The sequence below is a fragment of the Streptococcus sp. 2018162 genome, from assembly GCF_019754175.1.
Taxonomy (GTDB): Bacteria; Bacillota; Bacilli; order Lactobacillales; family Streptococcaceae; genus Streptococcus; species Streptococcus hashimotonensis.
Map to the genome: position 1 here is coordinate 15,779 of NZ_JAIJZP010000010.1, position 19,441 is coordinate 35,219.

19 protein-coding genes are annotated in these 19,441 nt (G+C 42.7%); 3 read left to right on the plus strand and 16 right to left on the minus strand.

From position 1 onward, the window contains the following. Positions 1–2 precede the first annotated feature (2 nt). Together K5Q22_RS08020 and yaaA are read right to left on the minus strand one after the other, a co-directional pair. Complete coding sequence (locus K5Q22_RS08020) at positions 3–1,448, minus strand: LCP family protein (protein WP_105242330.1); 1,446 nt, start codon at positions 1,446–1,448, stop codon at positions 3–5. Between the two features lie 101 nt (positions 1,449–1,549). After that, positions 1,550–2,284 carry a peroxide stress protein YaaA gene (yaaA, locus tag K5Q22_RS08025; protein ID WP_205014367.1) on the minus strand — a complete coding sequence of 245 codons (735 nt, stop codon included), beginning with the start codon at positions 2,282–2,284 and terminating at the stop codon, positions 1,550–1,552. A gap of 122 nt (positions 2,285–2,406) precedes the next feature. Between yaaA and K5Q22_RS08030 the strand changes: the two genes are divergently transcribed. After that, positions 2,407–3,666 carry a PLP-dependent aminotransferase family protein gene (locus K5Q22_RS08030; protein WP_205014368.1) on the plus strand — a complete coding sequence of 420 codons (1,260 nt, stop codon included), beginning with the start codon at positions 2,407–2,409 and terminating at the stop codon, positions 3,664–3,666. A gap of 253 nt (positions 3,667–3,919) precedes the next feature. Here K5Q22_RS08030 and K5Q22_RS08035 read toward each other — a convergent pair whose 3' ends face one another. Further along, positions 3,920–4,771, minus strand: coding sequence for a DegV family protein (locus K5Q22_RS08035; protein ID WP_205014369.1), 852 nt, complete (start codon positions 4,769–4,771; stop codon positions 3,920–3,922). 126 nt (positions 4,772–4,897) lie between these two features. Between K5Q22_RS08035 and K5Q22_RS08040 the strand changes: the two genes are divergently transcribed. Then, positions 4,898–5,302, plus strand: a complete 405-nt coding sequence (locus tag K5Q22_RS08040; protein WP_044781820.1) for a TetR/AcrR family transcriptional regulator — start codon at positions 4,898–4,900, stop codon at positions 5,300–5,302. Between the two features lie 24 nt (positions 5,303–5,326). Here K5Q22_RS08040 and proC read toward each other — a convergent pair whose 3' ends face one another. From proC to K5Q22_RS08060, 4 genes are all read right to left on the minus strand, one after another. Further along, positions 5,327–6,112: a pyrroline-5-carboxylate reductase gene (proC, locus tag K5Q22_RS08045; protein WP_205014370.1), complete on the minus strand. Its 786-nt coding sequence runs from the start codon at positions 6,110–6,112 to the stop codon at positions 5,327–5,329. 9 nt (positions 6,113–6,121) lie between these two features. Continuing rightward, positions 6,122–7,360, minus strand: coding sequence for a glutamate-5-semialdehyde dehydrogenase (locus tag K5Q22_RS08050; RefSeq protein WP_205014371.1), 1,239 nt, complete (start codon positions 7,358–7,360; stop codon positions 6,122–6,124). 64 nt (positions 7,361–7,424) lie between these two features. Next, on the minus strand, positions 7,425–8,501 hold the full coding sequence (proB, locus tag K5Q22_RS08055; RefSeq protein WP_205014372.1) for a glutamate 5-kinase: 1,077 nt from the start codon (positions 8,499–8,501) through the stop codon (positions 7,425–7,427). Between the two features lie 148 nt (positions 8,502–8,649). Then, the gene (locus K5Q22_RS08060) at positions 8,650–11,118 is read right to left on the minus strand and encodes a bifunctional DnaQ family exonuclease/ATP-dependent helicase (protein ID WP_398578141.1); all 2,469 of its coding nucleotides are present in this window, start codon (positions 11,116–11,118) and stop codon (positions 8,650–8,652) included. A gap of 107 nt (positions 11,119–11,225) precedes the next feature. Here K5Q22_RS08060 and K5Q22_RS08065 point away from each other — a divergent pair, with 107 nt between their 5' ends. Next, the gene (locus K5Q22_RS08065) at positions 11,226–11,864 is read left to right on the plus strand and encodes an MBL fold metallo-hydrolase (protein WP_024379851.1); all 639 of its coding nucleotides are present in this window, start codon (positions 11,226–11,228) and stop codon (positions 11,862–11,864) included. A gap of 46 nt (positions 11,865–11,910) precedes the next feature. Here K5Q22_RS08065 and K5Q22_RS08070 read toward each other — a convergent pair whose 3' ends face one another. The 9 genes from K5Q22_RS08070 to K5Q22_RS08110 all read right to left on the minus strand — a co-directional run bounded on the left by K5Q22_RS08070 (position 11,911) and on the right by K5Q22_RS08110 (position 19,398). After that, on the minus strand, positions 11,911–12,414 hold the full coding sequence (locus tag K5Q22_RS08070) for a GNAT family N-acetyltransferase (RefSeq protein ID WP_205014374.1): 504 nt from the start codon (positions 12,412–12,414) through the stop codon (positions 11,911–11,913). Further along, complete coding sequence (locus K5Q22_RS08075; RefSeq protein ID WP_205014375.1) at positions 12,404–13,426, minus strand: PhoH family protein; 1,023 nt, start codon at positions 13,424–13,426, stop codon at positions 12,404–12,406. The genes K5Q22_RS08070 and K5Q22_RS08075 overlap by 11 nt, the downstream gene beginning before the upstream one ends. 78 nt (positions 13,427–13,504) lie before the next feature. Then, positions 13,505–13,720, minus strand: coding sequence for a YozE family protein (locus tag K5Q22_RS08080; RefSeq protein ID WP_009910192.1), 216 nt, complete (start codon positions 13,718–13,720; stop codon positions 13,505–13,507). A 5-nt stretch (positions 13,721–13,725) separates the two neighbouring features. Beyond that, entirely contained in the window at positions 13,726–14,181 is a 456-nt protein-coding gene (locus K5Q22_RS08085) for a DUF1801 domain-containing protein (protein ID WP_105212061.1), read from the minus strand. 9 nt (positions 14,182–14,190) lie between these two features. Continuing rightward, the gene (locus K5Q22_RS08090) at positions 14,191–15,111 is read right to left on the minus strand and encodes a 2-dehydropantoate 2-reductase (RefSeq protein WP_205014376.1); all 921 of its coding nucleotides are present in this window, start codon (positions 15,109–15,111) and stop codon (positions 14,191–14,193) included. A gap of 9 nt (positions 15,112–15,120) precedes the next feature. Continuing rightward, positions 15,121–15,975, minus strand: a complete 855-nt coding sequence (gene cvfB, locus K5Q22_RS08095; protein ID WP_024384950.1) for an RNA-binding virulence regulatory protein CvfB — start codon at positions 15,973–15,975, stop codon at positions 15,121–15,123. 131 nt (positions 15,976–16,106) lie between these two features. Next, positions 16,107–16,664, minus strand: coding sequence for a ribosome recycling factor (gene frr, locus K5Q22_RS08100; RefSeq protein WP_024384951.1), 558 nt, complete (start codon positions 16,662–16,664; stop codon positions 16,107–16,109). Positions 16,665–16,856: 192 nt separating this feature from the next. Then, entirely contained in the window at positions 16,857–17,591 is a 735-nt protein-coding gene (gene pyrH, locus K5Q22_RS08105) for a UMP kinase (RefSeq protein ID WP_015445263.1), read from the minus strand. 166 nt (positions 17,592–17,757) lie between these two features. Then, positions 17,758–19,398 carry a polysaccharide biosynthesis protein gene (locus tag K5Q22_RS08110; protein ID WP_044683815.1) on the minus strand — a complete coding sequence of 547 codons (1,641 nt, stop codon included), beginning with the start codon at positions 19,396–19,398 and terminating at the stop codon, positions 17,758–17,760. Positions 19,399–19,441 lie beyond the last annotated feature (43 nt).

Consider the following 19,441-nt stretch of genomic DNA (forward strand, 5'->3'; position numbering starts at 1 on the left):
CTTTATTTTTCAACAAGTACAGACTGAATCGCTGCCTTTGCTTGCTCCAGACTGTCTTGGTTAATTTCCATCATATAAAGTTGTGATCCAGGCATCGCATAAGAAGATAAATCTGAGCGTCCTGTTCCTGTCAATGCTTGTGACTCTACTGTAAATTGTGTTCCTGACTCTAATTGGGTATTTACCAAGCCCATAATCGTTTCTAAGCTCAAATCTGTTTGGATAGATCCTTCCAAACCAGTTAGAATAGCTTGATAATTCGCTAGATTATCTGGTGAACTCAATTTTTTTATGAGGGCTGCAATGACTTTCTCTTGGTTTTGACCGCGATCATTATCCCCTCCCTCAAGTGAGTAACGTTCCCGAACAAAACCTAGCGCTTGCTCTGCATTTAAGTGAACCTGACCAACAGGAAAATAATAGCCACCAACACGACTTGTAAATTCTTGGGTATTTTCTACATCAATACCACCAACCAAATCAATCAACTGTAAGAAGGAAGTGAAGTTGAGTCGGATATAATTACTGATGTCGATACCATAAAGATTTTCTAAGGTATGCACAGAGGCATTGACACCATAAATCCCAGCATGTGTTAGTTTATCGTATTGATTTTGCCCGCCATCTGCGATAGCAACGTATGAATCTCGTGGAGTAGTTGTCAATAAAATCTTATGTGTCGCACGATTGACAGTCATAATGATATTGACATCTGAACGAGAGACCGTAGAAATCGGTCCATAAGCATCAATACCACTAATATAGATATTAAAGCTATCTCCACTCACCTGCTCAGTAGCTGTTTCAACAGTCTGAGTCACTTTGAAACTATATATTTTTTTCACTTTTGAAGAAAAGTCTGGATCTTCATTTTCTAAAATATTGGTAAAAACCCCGTTGAAGACCATCGCTTGACTCTCACCATTTATCATAGATTGGTAGGCTGTCAGGTAAGAGGTCGCGGGGCTAGTCACTAGTTGAGTAGACTCCATTTTGGATATGTCATCCAATAAAGCGGTGATGTTATCTTGGTCGTATTCGGCAGGAGATAAAATACTAGTAAGCTGACGAACATCCGTAATATCACTATTTGCTGGGACGAGGATGCTCATTTCATATTCTGAAAATGTCGAATTTGAATTTAGTCGTGTCGAAAACTTAACAACTTCTTGCATTCCATATACTCCAACTGAAGTAATAAAGAGTGAAAAAACAAGTAAGAGTGCTGTAAAGACACGCGCTTTCTTACGCCACATCAATAATCCAGTCAATACTGCCACTCCTACTAGCAAAAGCGTCACAATATAATTTAAATACCGGAAATCTAAGATATTATAGCGATACATGGTCACTAAGAATAGACATAAAGTAATGGCGTAAAGTCCCCAAAGCGCAAAATTTATCAACTTGAGCTTAGACGATTTTCTCCGTCCGCTTCTCTTTTTCATAAACAACCTTCCTTTTTACTTATAACTTACCCATTATACCATAGAAATCAAGATTTTTCTAGATACGCTCGACATCAGAAAACGTTATCTTGTTCATTATTTCACATTTTGATTGATCGGATGAAGGTCAGTTGGTTTTCCGTTGATTCGGAAGCACAATATTCAAAACCATCCACCTTAAAATCTTGAATGTCCGATAATTTCTGAATATTGTTCTTAGCCAACCAGGACAGCAATCTTCCTCTACCTTTTTTTGATATAGTCGAGTGAACTTTTAGCTGACCTGCTTTTTCTTCCATGAAAAGAATTTTAACTAATCTTTTCTGAATCTGTGGAGAAAACACCTGCTCAAATTCTGACGAAGCCAACGAGAGAATCAGTTCATCATCACCAACTTCTTGGTCATAATACGGTCGCCAGTACTGTTTCAAAGACTGATTGCCTATCTTTAAGCTCCCTTGAAAATCTAAGCGGTGAGGTGAAATGAATTCAAAAGGATGAATCAATCCGTATAAGGCTGTCGCAACACGAACGTGGTCACGTAGGTAATTTTCTTCTTTCGAACCTATACCTCGCCTATCCATATAACGATACATAAGACCATCATATAACTGCCAGGCTGGATAGGTTTTTGCTTGACCTGTCCTGATTCGATGCCAACGATCAGCTTCTAACTCAGCCTTTTCTTCATTCAATTTATAAAAGGCAGCCATCTTTTTTACATCAAATTGACTTATGGCATCCAGCACCGGCTTGCTTCGATCAGACAGGGGATAAAACGAGGCATTCTCTAGATTTGTATTTACTTCTTTTGCATTAGGTATAATTATTTTCATCACTTAATTATACCATAGAGTAGCTTAATTCCTGAGCCTCAACCCCATTATTCATATATTGTATTTCTGCAACTTTTCCTATATACTAGCTAGTAACATAGTCTATAAAAAAGGGGGCCTAGATGAAAAAATATCAAGTTATCATCCAAGATATTTTGACTGGAATAGAGGAACACCGATTCAAACGCGGAGAGAAATTACCTTCTATCCGTCAACTCAGCGAGCAATATCATTGTAGCAAAGACACTGTCCAAAAGGCTATGTTGGAATTAAAGTACCAAAATAAGATCTACGCTGTCGAAAAAAGCGGTTATTATATCTTAGAAGATAGAGATTTCCAAGACCATACTGTAGAGCTCAATCCTGCAGACTTTCAAGAATTACCCTATGAAGATTTTCGGATTTGTCTAAACGAAAGTCTTATTGGGCGGGAAAATTACCTATTCAACTACTATCACCAGCAAGAGGGATTAGCAGAATTGATTTCCTCCGTTCAAAGTCTGTTAATGGACTATCATGTCTATACAAAAAAAGACCAGCTGGTTATCACAGCTGGTAGTCAACAAGCTCTATATATTCTCACACAAATGGAAACCTTGGCTGGAAAAACGGAAATCTTGATAGAGAACCCTACCTACTCACGAATGATCGAGCTCATTCGGCATCAAGGAATCCCCTATCAAACAATTGAACGGGATTTAGATGGAATTGACCTAGAAGAATTGGAAAGTATCTTCCAAACTGGAAAAATTAAGTTTTTCTACACAATTCCTCGCTTGCACAACCCTCTCGGTTCAACCTATGATATAGCAACAAAAACAGCCATCGTAAAATTAGCAAAGCAATACGATGTCTACATCATTGAGGATGACTATTTGGCAGATTTCGACTCTAGTCATAGCCTACCTTTACACTATATTGATACAGATAATCGTGTCATCTACATAAAATCTTTTACACCGACACTCTTTCCTGCCCTCCGAATCGGTGCAATCAGCCTTCCTAATCAGCTACGTGATTCCTTCATCAAACATAAGAGTCTAATCGACTACGATACCAATCTTATCATGCAAAAAGCTCTCTCACTCTACATTGATAACGGTATGTTTGCACGGAACACACAGCATCTTCATCATATTTATCACGCTCAGTGGAATAAAATAAAAGATTGTTTAGAGAAATACGCTTTGAATATCCCATATCGAATTTCCAAAGGGAGCGTGACCTTTCAGCTAAGCAAGGGGATTCTTTCGCCTAGCGTCCAACACATGTTTGGAAAGTGTTATTATTTCAGCGGACAGAATGCTGATTTCTTACAGATCTTCTTTGAACAAGATTTTGCAGATAAGCTGGAGCAACTTGTGAGATATTTGAATGAATGAAATCTAATAGCCTCATGCAAATAATCCCCCTCGAACTTAAAAGACGAGGGGGATTATTCTATAGTGGAAATTACATCCCAAAATTGTTATACTCTTCGAAAATCAACATTATCCGTTGTCAAGAGCCTTGATGAGTGAAAAGATCCAGTGGAGGTTTTCAGCCTGTTACCTTGAAATAAGATAGTAACAGAGTTCTATCTTCGACTTCATTTCCTAGGCTACTTTTGATTTTCATTGAGTATTACTCTGTGAATCACGCTTTCACTTCATAGCCCATCAAAAGTCCGCCTTCTTCAGCATAAAAACTGCATAGACCTGATGTTGCAACTTCGTCAATCACAGCCGTTGGAAAACTTGCTTTTACCAACTCTGAGAATTGTTGGAAAAACTTGGCATTGTTGCGGTGGGCCATGACAATTCGACCACCATCATAGCCTGCTTTTTTCATTTCTTCAAAGGCTGCTGTCACAGATTTCTTATGACCACGCGCCTTTTGAAGCAACTCTAATTTTCCTTCAGCACTTGCCTCACCAACCATACGGATATTGAGAAGACCAACGACAGTGCCTACCAATTTGCTCAGCCTTCCATTCTTAACAAGATTATCAACCTTCGCTAAAACAAAGAGGAGCTTACTGTGTTCCCGATAGTGAGTTATCGCTTCTACTACTTGTGGAAAATCTAATCCTGAACCAATTAAGCGATTGATTTCGTCTACAAGTAAATCCATCTCCCCACTGGCTGACAAACTATCTATCAAATGGATATTGACATTCGGATGCTCTTCGATATACATATCCCTAGCTACACGTGCCGCATTAAAACTACCCGATAGCCCACCTGTAATCGTCACAACGATAATGTTCTCAGCTCCCTCAAAAGCTGCCTGATAAGCCTGCGGACTTGGACATGCCGACCCAGCTGCAGACTTAGATGCTTCCATCACCTCCATCATGTGATCAATATCCAAGCTTGCATCATCAACAAATGCTTGATCTCCAACTTGGATGGTAAGTGGCACACTAATAAATTCCGTATCCGGAGCTAGATTAGCTAATTGACGATAGTCACAGCCCGAATCTGCAACAATTTTCCATTTTGACATAATATTCTCATTTCCAATTTTACTTTTTTATTTGACAATAAATCTCTATTTACTTACAATTATATCATTAAACTACCCTATCTGAAAGCATTTTCTTTCAGATGTGACACTCGGAAAAGGAAAACTATGGCAGGTCGTAAAATTTCACCCCAATCTTTGAAAAACCTCTATCAATCAAATAAAGAAGCGAATCAACTGACTAAGGAATCAATAGAAACTGCTCTGCTATTTCTCCTAGAGAAAAAGGAGCTCAAGCAAATTTCGGTATCTGAATTGGTTCGTAAAGCGGGAGTTTCTCGTAACGCTTTCTATCGCAATTATAAGTCAAAAGAAGAAATTTTAGAGATTTATTACGAACGGACTTCCAGCAACCTTAAAAAGAAATGGCATGATTTGCAGGATAAGGTTCAAAAGGACGGCGTCAAGCAAAGCTTTGCAGATTTTGTCCAAGAACAAAAACGTAAGGCAGAGCAAAGCAAAACCCTGTCCAACGTCAGTCAATGGATCAAGGAAAAAACAAAACGGGATTAAATGTCCCGTTTTTTTGCTTGCTTTCTATTTTTTACCCAATTTTCTCGTCTTTTTGAGGGCAGCAGCGACTGCCTTGATGATGGCGTAACGGAAGCCTTCTTTTTCAAGAGCTACCACGCCTGCGATGGTCGAACCGCCTGGCGAAGTCACTTCCTGTCTCAGTTGGGCTGGGTGCTTGTCGCTGTTCAAGACCATTTGGGCGGTACCTGTTAGGGTTTGAGCTGCAAGAACTTTGGCGTCTTGAGCCGTCAGCCCGTTCTGCACACCAGCATCCGTCAAGGCCTCAATCATCTGATAGACAAAGGCTGGACCGCAGCCTGCGATAGCCGTCGCTGCGTCAATTAGGCTCTCTGGCACCTGTTGGACCTTGCCTGATTTTTCTAGGATTTGTTCCAATAGCGGAGCGAGCTCTGGATTGACCAAGCTATAGGTTGTCATGCCTTGGCCGATAGCGACAGGTGTGTTAGGCATGATACGAATGAGTTTATCTGCCGATATAAATTCTGCCAGGCTGTCAATGGTCACTCCCGCTGCCATGGAAATCCAGATTGCTGAAGGATTCTGGCTAATCTGATCCTGCAAGCCTGACAAAACGGACTCAATCAGGTGAGGCTTGACCCCTAGGAAAATGACCTCGGCCTGCTCTGCTATTTCCCCATTAGAAAAAAGCTGACCGCCCACCTTCTCTTGAAGAGCCTGGGCTTTTGCTGGGTTGTGGTTGCTGAGGAGGAGCTGGATGTCTGCCTGCTGGCTGACCGCTTGGGCCAGGGCCGCTCCCATGTTGCCCAGTCCGATAAATCCAATCTTCATCTTGTCCTCCTAACGAATGTGGCCGTCGCCTGTGATGATGTACTTGTAGGTGGTCATCTCACGCAGGCCCATAGGACCACGGGCGTGCATCTTCTGGGTGGAAATGCCCAACTCGCAGCCCAGACCGAACTCGCCTCCGTCTGTGAAACGGGTCGAGGCATTGACATAGACTGCTGCCGAGTCCACATGGAGTGTGAAAAGTTCAGCCGTTTGGCTGTTTTCCGTCACGATGGCCTCGCTGTGCCCTGTCGAGTGTTGAGCGATATGACTGATAGCCTCTTCTACGTTTGAAACGACTTTGACAGCCATGATATAGTCTAAAAATTCCGTGTCAAAATCTTGGTTGCCTGCCGGTGTGGATTGGTTGAGAATTGCTTGTGCTTGACTGTCGGCACGCAACTCCACCTGACCAGTCAGAGCTTCTTCCAAGCGAGGTAGGAATTGGCTAGCGATAGCTTCATGGACTAACAAGACTTCCGCCGCATTGCAGACTGAGGGGCGACTGGTTTTGGCGTTGACCACAATCTGAAGGGCCTTATCCAAATCCGCATCCTTGTCCACATAGACATGGCAGATGCCTGTGCCTGTTTCGATAACTGGCACAGTCGCATTTTCTACAACGGCTTGAATAAGCCCTGCACCGCCACGTGGTACCAACAAGTCAATCTTGCCTTTGGCAGTCATCAACTCTGTCGCAGAGGCACGACTGGTGTCTTGAACCAACTCAATGACCTTTGGAGAAAGACCAGCCTGTTCCAAACCAGCCTTGAGGGCTGTGACAATGGCCTGAGCCGAATGAAAGGCTTCCTTGCCTCCACGCAAAATGACTGCGTTTCCGCTCTTGATTGCAAGAGCAGCGGCATCTGAGGTCACATTGGGACGGCTTTCGTAAATCATTCCCACCAAACCAAAAGGAATGGACTTCTTGCGAATCTGCAAACCGTCTACCCGAGTGGATTCTTCCAAGACAAGTCCGACAGGATCTGGCAAGCCAATCAAGGCACGAATGCCATCCGCCATGGCTTCAATCCGTTCAGCAGTCAGGAGCAATCTATCCTGCATCACCTGGCTAATCTTGCCTTGGGCATTTTCCATATCGATGGCATTGCCAGCTAAAATTGCCTCAGTCTGAGCAACCAACTGGTCTGCCATTGCTGACAGGGCCTGGTTTTTCTGTTCTGTTGTCGCTAGATTGATTGAAGCCTTGTGGGCCAATAAACTATCTAATAATGCTTTTGTTGTTGTCATAAATTTCTCCTATTTAGTCTTTCAGTTTGCTCGTTCGTCAACATAATCAAGATAAACTGAACGACTATAAGCTCACCCAATCGTTGCGGTGAATCAACACGCCCTCCGCTCTGCCATTTGCCAACTGGTCATGCAAGTCCTTGGAGGACAGTTTAACCCGCCCTTTACCAATCAAACGATGGTCTGCTTGACTATAAACCTCTACGACCTGCCCCACTTCAAAGTCTCCTTCGAGGGCTTTGACACCAGTAGCTAACAAACTCCGTCCCTGGTGCAACATAGCATCAACTGCTCCTGCATCCACTTCAACCGCCGCGTCTGTCCGAGCATAGAAGGCCATCCACTGCTTACGTTGGTTCATGGCATGGTCATCTGCTAAAAAGAGAGTGCCACGATTGGCCTGGGTGACTGCCTGTAAGAGAGCGGTATCCTCTTTTGAAGAGCAGATAAAGACAGGTACGCCTGACTTGGTCGCAATCTGGGCCGCCTGCAATTTGGTGGTCATGCCACCTGTTCCGTTAGACGAGCCTGCTCCTGCTGCCATGGCAAACAAATCTTCCGTAATTTCCTTAATTTCAGGTAAGTGCTGGGCTGTCGGATCGCTGTTGGGATTGGCCGTGTAAAGTCCATCCACATCCGTCAAAAGCACCAAGAGGTCTGCTTTCAAGAGAGAAGCCACCTGGGCAGACAAAGTATCGTTATCCCCCACCTTAATCTCCTCAATGGCAATAGTATCATTTTCGTTGATAATAGGAATAGCCCGTTGCTTGAGCAAGACCTGCAAGGCCTGAGAAGCATTCTGATAACGTCTGGCATCCGCAAAATCATCCTGGGTCAACAAAATCTGAGCCGACACAATACCGTCTTTCATCAGATTTTGCGTGTATTCCTCAATCAGCAACCCCTGACCAACAGCCGCAGAAGCCTGCTTTTCCGCAATCTTAGTCGGTCGCTTGTCAAATCCCAATCTCCGAAAACCAGCAGCAATCGATCCTGACGTCACCAGCACAATCTGGTAGCCCTTCTGGTGCAACTGAGCCAGCTGATTGGTAATCCGAGCAATCTTGATACGGTCCAGACTGCCATTTTCTTGCGTCAGAGAACTCGTCCCAACCTTAAATACAATTGTTTTTTCTGTCATAATCTCTTCTCACAAAAACTAATATTTGGAAAATTATACCATATTTTAATCATAAAGAAAATCACTGTTATTCAGCAAGGAGAAAGGGAATATGAGTAGCATTAAAAAACGCTGGAAACAAAAGGAAGCCTTGCGGCTCCCTTTCAACTTATTCAAAAAAATCTTGAATAGCTCCTTCTATTTCTTTCGCATCCACACTTAGCATTGAATAATCTTTCTCAAAGAAGGACAGAATTTGCCGTCCATAGCGTTTGGTGTGAACACGCGGGTCCAAAACCAAGACTAGCGAATCTTGTTTGTCATGACGATTGGTACGCCCGATGGCTTGTTTGAGCTTAATCATCATCATAGGCAGGCTGTAATCGTAAAATGGATTTTTCCCTTCCTCACGCAGATGGTGATTAATTTTTTGCACAAAACGGTCTTTGGGATTGTCGAATGGCAGTCTTGTAATGACCTGAATCAATTGGTCCTGGCTGGCAAAGTCAACTCCCTCCCAGAATACGCCTGTGCCGAGTAAAATTTGGCATTCCCCTCGTTCAAATTTGCGTTTGAGTGTCATTTCCTGTCCATGCTTGTGCTGGGCTAGGTGGGGAATGTTATTGTCTTCTAACAAATCCGACACCTGCAAGAGCAGAGAAATCGATGTGAACAAGACCAAAATCGGTCGTCCCAGCTCTGCTATTTCTCCTAAAGTAGTAGCCAAATAAGCTGCATGCTCCTCCTTGGTCCAAGCCAGGATGTCGGGGAGATGAGTCGGAAAAAGTAGCTGCTGGTTGGTCACTGCCTGCGTTGGAAGCAAGTCCATGGTGAATTGCTCAAAGCCCAGCAAATCCGCTAGACTGACCTTTTTGCTGATGGTCAAGGTGGCGCTGATGCAGAAAATCTTGGTGTCTGGCAGGTAGTTGGTCGCATTTAGGAGGCTGTCCTTGGAGCCCCGCAAATAGGCAAGCCGCTTTTCTTCTAAATTTTTCTCCTCCAACCAAAAGGTATCGTAATAGTCTATGAGCTGATGCAAGTCGTTCAAATCAACATCTCCAAGCTCCACCAGGTTCTGACCAAGTTGATGAAGTTCAGCCTTTTGAACCTCTCGTTGACCATGCTGGCGAAAACGACTCAAAAAATGGTTGAGTTCAAACTGGCAAGACTCATACAAGCGTTGGTCTAGGAGCTTATCTGCCTTATCTTTCTTGCTCTGCAATGCTTGCAATAGAGCCGTTATATCCTGTGAATCCGTCACAAGATTTTCAGCAGCTAAAAGGAATTTCTGGGCCTCGTCAATCACCACCAGACGCTTATCCATGAGAGGGTCTTGATCCTTAAGATGGTTGAGAAAATAAGCGTGGTTGGTAATGAGCAATCTACTAGAGAGAGCTTGTTGGTTCAACCGTTGCCAAAAATCCCAGCCCCAAAAAAGACTTTCAGTCTCCAAATCGCCATCGTGGGCAATCTCATCAAAGTAAGCTTGATAGCGTTGTTTCTGCTTAAGCTCATCCAAATCACCTGTCGTGGTTTCGCATAACCAGACAAGCACCTGCATTTTGAATTGATTGACCAGGCGATTATCATCCTGCCTTTGCAGGGTTCTCCAGTAGCTGTCTAACTTGATAAAATGCTTGGGCGATTTTAGAGAGACAATTGGAATACGAAATATCTCTTTAAGCTTGCTCCCTTCCTTTTCCATAATCTGCTCTTGAAGGAGCTTGGTCGGTACGGTGACCAATAAAGGCTGGTCTGACTTAGCAAGTAAAGGCAAGAGATAACCGTAAGTCTTCCCCAAGCCTGCCTGTGCCTGTATAAAATGCACTTTTTCTGCATCTGCCAAGCGTTTTTCGACCACTTGAGCAAATGCAGTTTGTTTTTTGCGTTCATGCAAGCCGAGAAGGGCAATATTGGTCGAAAAATCTTCAGATAATCGGTAGGCCGACTTGATTTCTTCTGGCTTTTTCAAGACCAAGCCATGAATAGATTCTAAATCGTATGATAGGTTTTCTGACAGAACAGGCACCATTTCATCAATGACCAGACGGGATTCAAAGAGCAGATTGTCCGCCAAATCAAGAATCTTTTCAACAATAGACCTGGGTAAGCTCTTTATTTTCTCTTGAATTTTGATGAGCAAGCGCGCCGTAGCCATGGCATCTGATATGGCCGTGTGCGCCTGGTCCAAACCAAGTTCCAAATGCTCTGCAAGATTTCCCAAGCTGTATTTTTCAAAAGTCGGGAAAAATAGCTGTGATAATTCCACCGTATCTACACGTGGCGTCAACAGTTCATAGCCTTCAAAAAAGAGTGCTTCTGCCAAGAGATTGGCATCAAATTTGACATTATGGGCTACAAAAATAGCATCTCCAATCATGTCATAAATGGTACTTGCTACCTGACCAAAATCCGGAGCCTGACTTAGCTGTTGGTCTGTGATACCTGTCAGATTCTTGATATGGTCATCCAGTAGCTCATAGGGATTGATGTCCGTTGCGTAACTGTCAATGATTTCTCCATTTTCAACGAGAACAATCCCGATTTGAATGATTTTTGCATCGGTACCTGTACCAGTTGCTTCCAAATCCACAACGGCATACCGATTGCTTGTTCTTGTGTCTTTCATACTGTTCATTATAGCATATTCCCTCTCATGGAAAAAGCTCCAAACAAATTCCATGAAGAAGACGTGTTTTTTTGTTAGACTAGTAACATCAGTAACTGTTAGAAGAAGGAAAAAGAATGATTATTCACAAATCTGTCAATCCTGTCGCTTTTCAAAATACCTACTACCTTGAAAATGATACCCATCTGATTATCATTGACCCTGGAAGTGACTGGACAAAAATTCAAGCAACTATCGAAAAAATCGGAAAACCAATTTCGGCTATTCTCCTGACTCACACTCACTATGATCATATTATGAGCTTGGACATTCTGCGTGAGACATACAATTTCCCACCTGTCTATGTGGCTGAAAGTGAAGCCAGCTGGCTCTATACACCAGAGATGAATCTATCAGGTCTACCTCGTCATGATGATATGGAAAATGTAGTCTGCCGACCTGCTGAAAAAATCTTCCAATACCAAGAAGACTACCAGTTTGACGGTTTTCATTTCAAGGTAGTTCCAACACCTGGTCACTCTATTGGTGGTGTTTCCTTTATCTTCCCAGAGGATGAATGTGTCATCACTGGCGACGCACTTTTCCGCGAAACTGTGGGACGTACAGACCTGCCTACCAGCAATTTTGACGACTTGATTGCCGGTATCAGAGAACACATCTTCACCCTGCCAAACCACTATACTGTCCATCCAGGTCACGGTCAAAACACCAGCGTTGGACATGAGAAAAATTTCAATCCATTTTTTAGAATGTAAAATAAGTACTGCCCAGTTCTGATTGAACCAGGCAGTTTTTTTATTATTATTCATCTAATGCATGTTCAGCTATGACGATTGTTTTTCCAGCTATTTCTTTGACCTCACCAGTTGGACAAAATCCAACTTTGGACCAAAAATGACTGGACTGAGGATTGCTTTCTACATAGCCTAGACGCACTTTTTTGAAGTGACTTGCTAACTGAGATAGGAGCTCCGCTATGATCTTTGAGCCAAGACCCTGACCAGCCAATCTTGAATCCACCATAAAAAGTCCGATATAGGCAACCTCTGCAGTCGGATAGCCGTCGATTAGGTCTAGGATGGCAACCAGTCGCTCTTTGTCCCAAAATCCTAGAAAATACTTATCTGATAGCTCCTTACCTGGTGGACAATCGACAAGGTCATTGGCCAAACTTTCCAGACTAGGTAGGGGAGGAAAATGTTCAAAATAGAGGGGATTGGTCTGGTAGAGGCCCAAGACCTGCTCCAAGTCGGCTTCAGTTAGCTTTCGCACTTGATAATGATTTGAAAATGGATTAATCTTCATCCTCTTCACTCCGACTAGGCTCCCCAATCGTTTCAAAACTTGCTCGACTATCCGCTGCCAGAGCCTCTTCTTCATAGGCATTGATAATCTGGGCAACAACTGGATGGCGAACCACATCCTTAGCTGAAAAATGTACGAAATCAATCTGTGGAATGTTACTTAGTTTCTCCGTCGCATCAATCAGGCCTGACTTAACCTTGCGTGGCAGGTCAATCTGACTAATATCCCCATTGACAATCATCTTGGAATTAAAGCCCAGACGGGTCAGGAACATCTTCATCTGCATAATGGTGGTATTTTGCGCCTCATCCAAGATGACAAAAGCATCTTCCAAGGTCCGCCCCCGCATATAGGCCAGCGGTGCAATCTCGATAATCTCGCGCTCCATTAGGCGCGTGGTCTGCTCCTTGCCCAAAATCTGGTAGAGGGCATCATAGACAGGACGCAAATAGGGGTCTACTTTTTCTTTTAAGTCCCCTGGCAAAAAGCCTAAACTTTCGCCTGCTTCTACCGCAGGACGTGTCAGGACAATCCGCTTGACCTGTCCCCGCTTTAGGGCTGTTACAGCTAGAGTAACCGCCAAGAAGGTCTTACCTGTACCAGCAGGACCGATTCCAAACACGATGTCATGACGCTTTACGCTGTCCACGTAGAGTTTTTGTCCAAGGGTCTTCACGCGAATAGGTTTGCCGTAGTTGTCCTTGATGATCTCTTCTTCGTAGAGGGCAACGAATTTTTCAATCTCATCATTTTTGACCATGGAAATGGCCGTGACCACATCTGGCGTATTGATGACTAAACCACGACTCACCAAAACAAGAAGAGACTGGATGACAAGACGCGCCTGTTCAACATGGTCTTCCTGGCCAATGACCTGAACTTTTTCCGTACGGGCATGAATAACCACACCTAGTTCCTGTTCCATCAATCTCAGATGGCGTTCATTCGAACCAAATAGACTAAACGAATCATCTGGATGCTTGAGTTGAATATCAATTGAATGTTCTAGCAAGAGTTGCTCCTTTTCCTGTGCTTTTCTCTATTATAACAAAAATAGCCCAAACAAGGCTATTTTGTACTATTTTATCCATCAATGTCCCAAATAATCTTCCCAAATCGCATCAAAATCAGACATGGAAAAGGCAAAGCTGGCCGATTCCTCCAAAAATCGACTAACTTCATCGAAATTATCTGATTGCTTAGGAAAATCAGATTCATCAAAGGCATAATCTGCCAAGATAGCTACTGGTTCATTACTTTTCGGGTTGCGCTGAGTCATCAACCAAGAATAAAAACTTCTTCTCACTACATCTACTTTCTATGATTTTTTTCGTAGAGCTCTATATAGCGCTCCATAGACATCTTACTAACCAATTCCCCTATCAATTCATAAGGAATATTCTTGGGATTTTTCATGCGAACACAGGACTTGCCCATATCCAGTTTGGTAGGCACCTGTGCTTGATAAGCAGCAACGAACCAATCATTCAATTCTTGGTCCATATAGATTCCCATGTGGTAGAGGGCGATGTGGGCCGTTTGTGATGCCAAGGCAAGGAAAGGCAGGGGCTCTCCTGGTGTGCAATGATAACCATCAGGGTAGGCAGTAAGCGGCACATAATAGTTAATCATACCTCCCAAGATGCCTACTTCAAAACCAGCTGGTAACTGTTCCACAATCACTTGATGGAGCCGTTCAACCGCTTCCTTCCGATTCTCAGGCAAGGCAGCCATATATTCTTCAATCGTTTCCACTTCAATCAGCATGACTTTCTCCTATCTCAACCCCAGCATACTTTCCTTGGCGTGAACCATGTCTGTTATCATCTGACAATATGGCGTAGGGATGCCTGCTCGCTTACCTTTGAATACAACTGCTCCATTCAGATAATCAATTTCTGTCTTTCGACCATGTTGGACCAAATCCTGGTGCATAGATGGATAGTGATTGGAAGCCTTCTTCGAAGCATCAGTAACATATTTCCAAATAGCTTCTTCGTCAATTCCATCTGCCTCAGACTTAGCAACAGCAATAAATTCTTTGAAAATCCCCTGTACTAGATTCAGTCCAGCCTCCGTACCAAATAATTCACCAATTGTACAGTCTAAAATGGTACAAGTTGGATTCATCACACCATTGACACAGGCTTTCTGCCAAATAGCACTGACAACATGATTGTCATAGGTCACATTTAGCCCAGCTTCATTCAGCATTTCAATAATATCCGCAACTGATTGCTCATTACCAAGAATATGCTGAACAGACATAGAACCCGGACCTTCTAAGTGAGCATGTCCAGGACCCTTTAGTCCCGCCAACCACATGGTCACCCCAACCATGATACTTTCATCTGGCACGTACCGACGCATGGTCGTCGCATGCCCCAAACCATTCAAGAGACTCAAAACCTTGGTAGTTGGACCGATTATCGGCTTAATATCCCGCAACATCTTTGGCAACTGATCAGCCTTTGTCAATAGAATGATAAAATCTGCTTCTCTCGTTGCTTCGGTCGGTTTCATGATAGGTAAGTGTACAGTTTCCTCTACATCTCCAGTCACTTTCAAGCCGTTTTCTCGAATCGCTTCGATATGCTCTTCCCAATTATCCAACAAAATCACTTCATGATTTGTCTTAGACAATTGATAACCAAACCGACACCCCATTGCCCCACTACCAGCAATATATACTAGCATAGACGCCCCCTACACCAACTCTGTTCCCAAAGAATCCTGTTTAATTTTCCCAGCCTTCATCAGACCACCAAGAGCTTTTTTGAATTGCCCTTTGGAAATACCAAAGGTGGCCTTGATGTCTTCCGGAGCAGACTTATCGTTCAAGGTCATGAAACCTCCATTGCTTTCCAGATAAGTCAATATCATCTGGGCATCATTTTCCAGCATCTCAAATGAACGTGGCTTGAGTGACAAGTTCAAGGTCCGATCAACTGCACGGTAGCCGATGACACGCGCCTCTAAAACCTGACCCAAACGTGGTTCCGCAAAGCGTTCGCTCGGATGGATAAAACCAAGCATGTTGTTGTCTGGCAAATAAACAAAAGTACCATTCATTTTCAAACGATATACAATCGCTCGCAGATTTTGGTTTTGCATATTGTCATAGGCAGGTCCAGCCATTTTCTGAAAATCTTCCTGAAAAGCTGGCAGAGCCCAAATGCGGTCCTTCTTATCGACGTCTAATTTGACGTACAACTGATCCCCTTTTTTCGGCCAGAGTTCCTTGATTTCAGGCAAAATGTCTAAGGAAACAACCACTTGCTTGTCTGGCAGACCTGTATCCACAAAGACACCCAAATCCTTACGTACCTCTGTGACAGTTCCCCAACCAAAGCTGGTACGACTCGCCCCAACTTCCTTAGTTGTCAAACGGAGTTTTTGTTTCATATCGGTATAGGCAAATCCCTTAACAGATTGACCTAGACTATGTTCTCCTTCATCCTTAGAAAGAGCAAAGGTTCTACCCTCTTTTTGGACAAAGTAAAACTGATCGTTTTCGTCAGTCACTAAACCAACGATATACTGTGCTAATAAATCATTCATGATTTTCTTCTTTCTGATTAAAAAGTGGGGGAAGTCTTGTCTAACTCCCCCCATTAGATTTCTTATTGGTTCACCACTGGAAGTTAGACAGCCCGGTGATGATCTGTTTTTGTAGCCTAAAAACGTGTTGATTAAACTTCCAACAATTCTTTTTCTTTGTCGGCAGTCATTTTATCAATTGTCTTGATAGCATCATCTGTTACTTTTTGAATATCTTTTTCAAGTGACTTCAATTCGTCTTCAGTGATTTCTTTTGCTTTTTCAGCTTTTTTTGCTTCATCCATGGCATCACGACGGATATTGCGGATAGCAACTTTTGAATTTTCGCCAACTTTTTTCACATCCTTCGCCAAGTTCTTACGCGTTTCCTCTGTAAGGGCAGGAATAACCAAACGGATAACAGTACCATCAGATTGAGGCGTCAAACCAAGATCTGAAGCGTTCAAAGCACGCTCAATATCCTTCAAGATTGACTTATCAAACGGAGTAATCAATAGAACACGTGCTTCTGGCACTGTAATACCAGCCAACTGGTTCAATGGTGTTGGAGAACCGTAGTACTCAACGGAAATACGGTCCAACAAACTAGCATTGGCACGGCCAGCACGAATGTGGCTAAATTCACGTGCCAAACTCTGATGAGATTGATTCATGCGCTCTTGCGCTTTAGCAATAATTTCTTTAGACATAAGACTTCCTTCTTTGTATTTTTTTACAGTTTTTTAGTTTACTTTTAGTACTAGGCAACGAGCCACAGGCATAATTGAAGTTAGGCAAGACAAGTTCAAATACTCCAGTGGAGTATTTGAACTTGGAAATAAGGAAACAATATTTCCTCGATCGTCGAAGTACATAAAAGAAAAATTAAATGACGATATGATTTATTTTTCTTCTGAAGAATTTGAAACGGTAGTACCGATTGGCTCACCGAAGACAACACGTTTAATATTTCCTGGTTCATTCATATTGAACACGACCAAATCAATATCATTGTCCATTGAGAGAGTTGATGCCGTCGCATCCATAATTTTCAAACCACGACTAATCACTTCACGGTGGGTCAATTCATTGAATTTAACTGCATTAGCATCTTTCTTCGGATCAGCATTGTAGACGCCATCCACACCATTTTTAGCCATCAAAATCGCATCCGCTTCAATTTCTGCAGCACGAAGAGCCGCTGTCGTATCCGTTGAGAAATACGGAGAACCAATACCAGCTCCAAAAATAACAATGCGACCTTTTTCAAGATGACGAAGAGCACGACCGCGAATATAAGGCTCTGCAACTGACTGCATCGCAATCGCTGTCTGCACACGTGTATCCACACCAAGCTGTTTAAGGGAATCAGCCATTACAAGAGCATTCATAACAGTCCCCAACATGCCTGTATAGTCTGCTTGAACTCGATCCATACCCGCTTCAGCAGCAGGTTCTCCACGCCAAAGGTTACCACCACCAATAACAAGGGCAATCTGAATACCTGATTCTGCGACTTCCTGAATCTCCTTTGCCATTTCCTGAACAGTTTTAAGATCAATACCGACACCACGTTCACCAGCCAAGGCCTCACCAGATAGTTTGATTAGAATACGTTCGTATTTAGGTTTCATCATCTCTCTCCTCTTTTTTATCCCTACTATTCTACCACAAAAACCGTTTTTTTTATACTGAAATCTCCAAGAAAAAAGGAAAATCCTCAACGAACTTTCCTTCTCACATTCTAAAACGCCTCTTTTTCCCTGCTTTTCAATAGTAGAAAATAGAGATTTTTAAAACAAACTAGCCTAGGCGCAATTTCCTCCGTAAACTCTGAGCCCGACTTCCAATTAAACGATCTAGCTGACGAGTCTTCAATGTCAAGATGACAAAAACAAGCATACCTGCTCCACCTGCAACAGCCAAGTGGATAAAGCTAGATACATAGCCATTTGCTGGAAGGATAAGATTCAGGACAAATTCAATCCCCCATACAACGAGTCCCATTACGATAGAAATCCAACTAATGGTCGCAATATCTTTTATCACTAGTCTTTCATCAATATGCAGAACCTTGTCAATTCGTCTATAGAAGAGATACAGCATAATTCCCAACCCAAATATCGTTGAGATAAAGCTACCATATACCTTAAAGACATAGATCATTGGTACTTGTAAAACGATTTTCACTAGCATCCCAATCAAGAAATAATAAATCGCTCTTCTATTTTCAAATATTGCTTGAATGACTACACTAATGACAGAATATAGTCCCAGAGGTAAAATTAAAAATAAGTTCCAAATGAATAGAGTAATGGCGATCGGCTCTGACGGTCCGTAAAAAATCGTATAGAGTGGCCCAGCTAACAGGACTGTCCCAACAATTGCCGGTATAGTGAATATAAAGAGTAATTGTAGATTATCCGCCACTAAATGAGACGCCGCCTTCAAATCTTTCTTGACAAATTTCTCTGTAATCAATGGAATAGCAACACTTCCCAAACTCAGTGAAATCCCGATAATCATCATCGTAATCTTACTTGGATTGGCAGCCATATACGAATAAAGTTCCAAAAGTTCCGAATTACTGTAATTCGTAATTCTTTCCATAACACGAATAAATGTGACTTGGTCAATAAACTGCAATAATTGAATCGTTAGACCTAAAATGATAATTGGAATCGCATCTCGAACAGTTTCCTTAATAAGTTGACCTGTATCCAAAGAAATCTTTTGTTTCTTAGCATGAAGCAACTTACCAAGGTAACCTTGCTTCCATAAAGTATAAACTAAAATCCCAACACTAGCAATCATCCCGACAAAAGCTGCAAAGGTAGATTGGACAACCGCTTCAAGATAGTCACCGCTCCCCAACTTCATAATCATAAATGTTGCTGCCAGTATCCAGATAACCCGTACCAGCTGCTCTGCAAGCTGACTGATCGCATAGGGCTTCATATCGTGCCGACCTTGGAAAAAACCACGCAAGATACTCATGGCTGGGAAGATGAAGAGAGGCGGGACTAGACTATACATGACTGGAAGTAACTTTTCCTTCGACCCCGATGCGTCTGCCAACCACGGAGCACTTAGATACATGACCCCTGCAAAGACAGCTCCAAAGACCAACATGAGCTTGAAGAATTCTCTGACCAAGTAGAGCGACACCTCTTCTTTACCCAAGACATTGTATTTAGCTACTTGTTTGGCAATAGCTGTCGGAAGACCAGCTGTTGAAATCAATAAGAAGTTGGCATAGATTTGATACCCCATACTAAAGAGGGCATTGGCTTCAGCTCGATATTCCCCTAACCAAATATACCAGGGAATAACATAGGCAACACCAAGCAGGCGACTAAGAATATTTCCAGCAGTCAACCAAGCCAAGCCTCTGGCCATTGTCGCCTGTTCTTTGGACTGCTGCATTTCAACTTTTTCGGACATTTTTCTATTACTTTCTATGTAAATATAAGACAGGAAAAACTCA